General features: G+C 75.0%; 4 protein-coding genes. 3 read left to right on the forward strand and 1 reads right to left on the reverse strand.

Annotation, left to right across the window (positions count from 1 at the left end; all coding sequences use genetic code 11):
- Positions 1-256: 256 nt before the first annotated feature.
- The 3 genes from A2U95_RS22660 to A2U95_RS22670 all read left to right on the forward strand — a co-directional run bounded on the left by A2U95_RS22660 (position 257) and on the right by A2U95_RS22670 (position 3,093).
- Positions 257-472, forward strand: a complete 216-nt coding sequence (locus tag A2U95_RS22660) for a DUF4177 domain-containing protein (protein ID WP_166026181.1) — start codon at positions 257-259, stop codon at positions 470-472.
- A gap of 192 nt (positions 473-664) precedes the next feature.
- On the forward strand, positions 665-2,428 hold the full coding sequence (locus A2U95_RS22665; RefSeq protein WP_166026183.1) for a PHP domain-containing protein: 1,764 nt from the start codon (positions 665-667) through the stop codon (positions 2,426-2,428).
- Entirely contained in the window at positions 2,425-3,093 is a 669-nt protein-coding gene (locus A2U95_RS22670) for a hypothetical protein (protein ID WP_166026185.1), read from the forward strand. The genes A2U95_RS22665 and A2U95_RS22670 overlap by 4 nt, the downstream gene beginning before the upstream one ends.
- An 11-nt stretch (positions 3,094-3,104) precedes the next feature.
- On the opposite strand, the gene A2U95_RS22675 is transcribed toward A2U95_RS22670, so the two are convergent.
- Positions 3,105-3,569, reverse strand: a complete 465-nt coding sequence (locus A2U95_RS22675) for a GNAT family N-acetyltransferase (RefSeq protein WP_166026187.1) — start codon at positions 3,567-3,569, stop codon at positions 3,105-3,107.
- Positions 3,570-3,842: the final 273 nt, after the last annotated feature.

Below are 3,842 nucleotides of genomic sequence, written 5' to 3' on the forward strand. Positions count from 1 at the left end.
GCCCGCGCCCGGCGGCGGACGGTGCCGGCCGCGGCGCCCGGTGGCCGGGCCGTTCAGCCGGGCCCGGGCGCGGATCCGGGCGGGGGACGCGCCGCACCGCAGGGACCTCGTCGTCCGGCCGTCCCGAGGAACCGCCGGTGACCGTGCCCCCGCCGCCCCGTCGTCGCGCCGCGCGGCCGGAGGTGGTTGGCTGTGCCCCTGTCGGATCGATCATGCCGGCCCACGTCGGCAGCGGCGCCTCAGGAGGCCCCACCGCATGAGCACCCCCACCGCCCACGAGTACAAGGTCGTCACCTTCCGCGAGTCGCTGATCGGCGACGCGCTGGACGGCGACAAGCTCGAGAAGACGCTCAACGAGCACGCCGAGGAGGGCTGGCGCCTGAAGACGATCACGTCGGCCGACGTGAAGGGGCGGATGGGCCCCGGCGCGGTGGAGGGACTGCTCATCACGCTGGAGCGTCCGCGCGCCTGACGCCCGCGGGGAGGGCGGGCATCCGCGGATGCCCGCCCTCCGGGACGTGCACGTCCTTCTCCCGGCGGGACCGGAGTTTCACCGTGGGGACGCCCCCCGGCAACCGCCCGGACCGCTGCCGGAGGGGGGATCCGGGTTGTCTTCGGCGTGATTCAGCCACACCCACCCTCCGAGATCCGAGAAGGGACCGGCGTGTCTCACGACCACTCCCCCAGGCACCCCCGCAGCCACGGCGACGGCCACTCCCCCACGCACCCGCACGCGCACGATGTCGACGAGGTCACCCGTGCCGCCGCGGACGCCTCGGTGGCGGACGCCGACCTCTCGCCGCGCGAGCTGTCCCGGCGCCGTCTGCTGAAGGCCGCCGGGGTCACCGGCGCGCTCACCGCCGGGGTCTCCGGCATGCTCGGCGTCACTCCGGCGATGGCCGAGGAGGCCGGGCGCGGCCGTGGGGAGGGGACGCCGCGGGGCAACGGCCGGGCCGTGCGCCACTGGCTCGCCGGTGACCACCACATCCACACCCAGTACTCCTCCGACGGCCAGTACACGGTCCTGGACCAGGCGCAGCACGGCGCGGCCCACGGCCTGGACTGGATGGTGATCACCGACCACGGCGGCGCCACCCACGCCCGCCTCGGCGTCGACCTGGTGAACCCCGACATCCGGGCGGCACGCGCCGAGTTGAAGGACACGCTGATCTTCCAGGGCCTGGAGTGGAACATCCCCGCCGCCGAGCACGGCACCGTGTTCGTGGCCCCGGGCAGGCACGAGGTCGAGGTCCTCAAGCAGTTCGAGACGGACTACGACGGCAGCGTGAAGGGCGCGTCCGGCAACAGCCCGGAGAACGAGGCGCTCGCCGTGGCCGGCATCCAGTGGCTGGGCCGGCAGAAGGACAGGCGCCGTGTCGAGGACGCCCTGTTCCTCGCCAACCACCCCGCCCGGAACGGCATCGACAGCCCGCACGAGGTGCGCGCCTGGCGGGACGCCGACCCGCGGATCGCGGTCGGCTGGGAGGGCGCGCCCGGACACCAGGCCGCCGGCCTGCCGAAGGGCTACGGGCCGGGCTCGGCCCGGGGCTACTACGGCAACTCGGCCGGGCCGAACTCCTTCCCGGGCTACCCGCCGGAGAGCTACCGGTCCTGGGGCGGCTTCGACTTCTACACGGCGACGGTCGGCGGCCTGTGGGACTCCCTGCTCGCGGAGGGCAAGCCGTGGTCGATCTCCGCCAACTCCGACTCCCACGTCAACTGGGGCGACACCTCGCGCCGTCCCGACGGCTCGGCCTCGGAGCGGTTCCACGCGGACGGCCGTTACGGCGACCCGGTGTACGCGGGGCGGGTCGATCTCGCGGCCGGCGACTTCTGGCCCGGCATGTACAGCCGGACCCACGTCGGCGCCGCCGAACGCGGTTACACGGCGGTGATGCGCGGCATCCGTGACGGGCGGGTCTGGGTGGACCACGGCCGGCTGGTGAAGAACCTCGACGTGCGGGTGGTGGCCTCGGGCCGCGGCACGGGCGAGGAGACGCTGGGCGGGACGCTGACCGCGCGGCGGGGCAGCCGGATCGAACTGCTCGTCACCGTCACGGCCCAGGACGTGCCGAACTGGGGCATGTTCCTGCCGAGGCTGAACCGGGTGGACCTGATCCGCGGCGCGGTGGACCCGCTCCACGCCTCCTCCGACCGCGACAGGCTGACGGCGCCCGACACCAGGGTGGTGCGCCAGACCGACACCTCCGGCCGGACCGGCAGGTTCACGCTGCGGTACGACCTCGGCACGCTGGAGGAGCCCTTCTACGTCCGCCTGCGCGGCACGGACGGCAACCGGCAGCAGCCCGGCTACCTCGGCGCCTCGGTCGACCCGGCGGGGCCGGCCATCGACGTGGTGGGCGACGCGGATCCGTGGCGGGACCTGTGGTTCTACACCAATCCGATCTGGGTGCTGCCGAGCCGATGAGTGCCGTGACGACGCCGGCGGCGTCCCCGGCGTCCGCCGTGTCCACGGCCGCCCGTGCGGTGGCCGTGGACACGGCGGCCCCCGGGCTGGTCGCCGTGGAACATCTGGTCCATCAGGTGGACTCGGCCCTGGCGGGGCTGCTCGTCGAGGACGGCGGACGGGAGCACGTGCTCGCGGGACACGTGCTCGCCGAACACGTGGTCAGCACACATGTGGCGCGCGCGCCGGTGGGCCGTTTCGTGGCCGTGGTCTCCTGGCGCGGAGGGCCGGAGCCCGAGCGGGTCCGCGAGCGGCTGCTGTCGTCGGTCCCCGGGCTGCTCCCGGTCGACGGCGTCCTGGTCCGCGACCCGTCCCTCGCTCCCGGCGCGCTCGCGGCCGCCGGGGAGGCGCTGCGCCGGTCCTCGGGCCGGCTGGCCCGCTACCGGGGCCGTCGCCTGGTCGAGCGGCGGACCACCCCGGGCGAGGCGGTGGCCGGGAGCTGCCTCGACGCCGTGGAGGGCCTGGCCGGGGTGGAGGTGTCCCCGGACGCCGTCCTGGACGCCACCGGCTTCGCCCGGCCGACCTGGAAGGACGGCCGCTGCACGCTGCTGGTGCAGCGCGCGGGAGGCGACGTGCTGGTGCCGTTCGAGGTCCGCGACCAACTCGCCTGCTGCTCCGCCCACTGAGGCGCGGAGCGTCAGGAGTCGGCGTCCAGCACCATGACGACGTGTTCGTGCTCCTCGTACCGGAGGGTCCCCGCCCGCCGGAAGCCGTGCCGCTCCAGCAGCTTCACCGAGCCGGTGTTCCGCGCGGAGGGGTCGGCGTACAGCGGCCGGGTGGTCTCCTTCGCGAGGAACAGCCCGAGCGCCCGGGTGCCGATGCCCCGCCCCCAGAACTCGCGGCCCAGCCAGTACCCGATGTGGCGCCGGCCGCCCTCCCCCGTCCAGGCGACCAGGTTGCCGGCCAGCGCCCCGTCGGCCGTCACGGCCTGCACGCGGACGTCGGGATCGCCGAGGACCTTGGCCTTCCAGTGGCTCATGAACGCCTCCCGCCCACGCGGCGGGAAGTTCGCCCGCCGGGCGGCCTCCAGGTCCTGCTCGTACGCGAAGAACACCTCCAGATCGGGAAGTTCGACGTCACGCAGACCCACTTCTTCGCTCATGCCGCCCGAGTCTGGCAGGCGCCACCGACACCACGGGGGTTCCGGCCCGTCAGCGGCCGTACGCCCGGTGGCACAGCGACACGATGTCCCGCGAGGCCACGCCGTGGGCCTGCCGGCACCACTCACCCATGCGGAACCCGGAGCGCGGGGCAGAACGGTGCCCGGTGTGCTTCCGGGGCCGGACGGGCCGCGCCCGCACGGCCGGGGGCTTCGTCCTGCCGGCGCGGGGCGGCGGGGGAACGGCGCGCCGGTTCCCCTCCGCCCCGCGCCGCA

It is taken from the genome of Streptomyces chilikensis (genome assembly GCF_001642695.1).
Taxonomy (GTDB): Bacteria; Actinomycetota; Actinomycetes; order Streptomycetales; family Streptomycetaceae; genus Streptomyces; species Streptomyces chilikensis.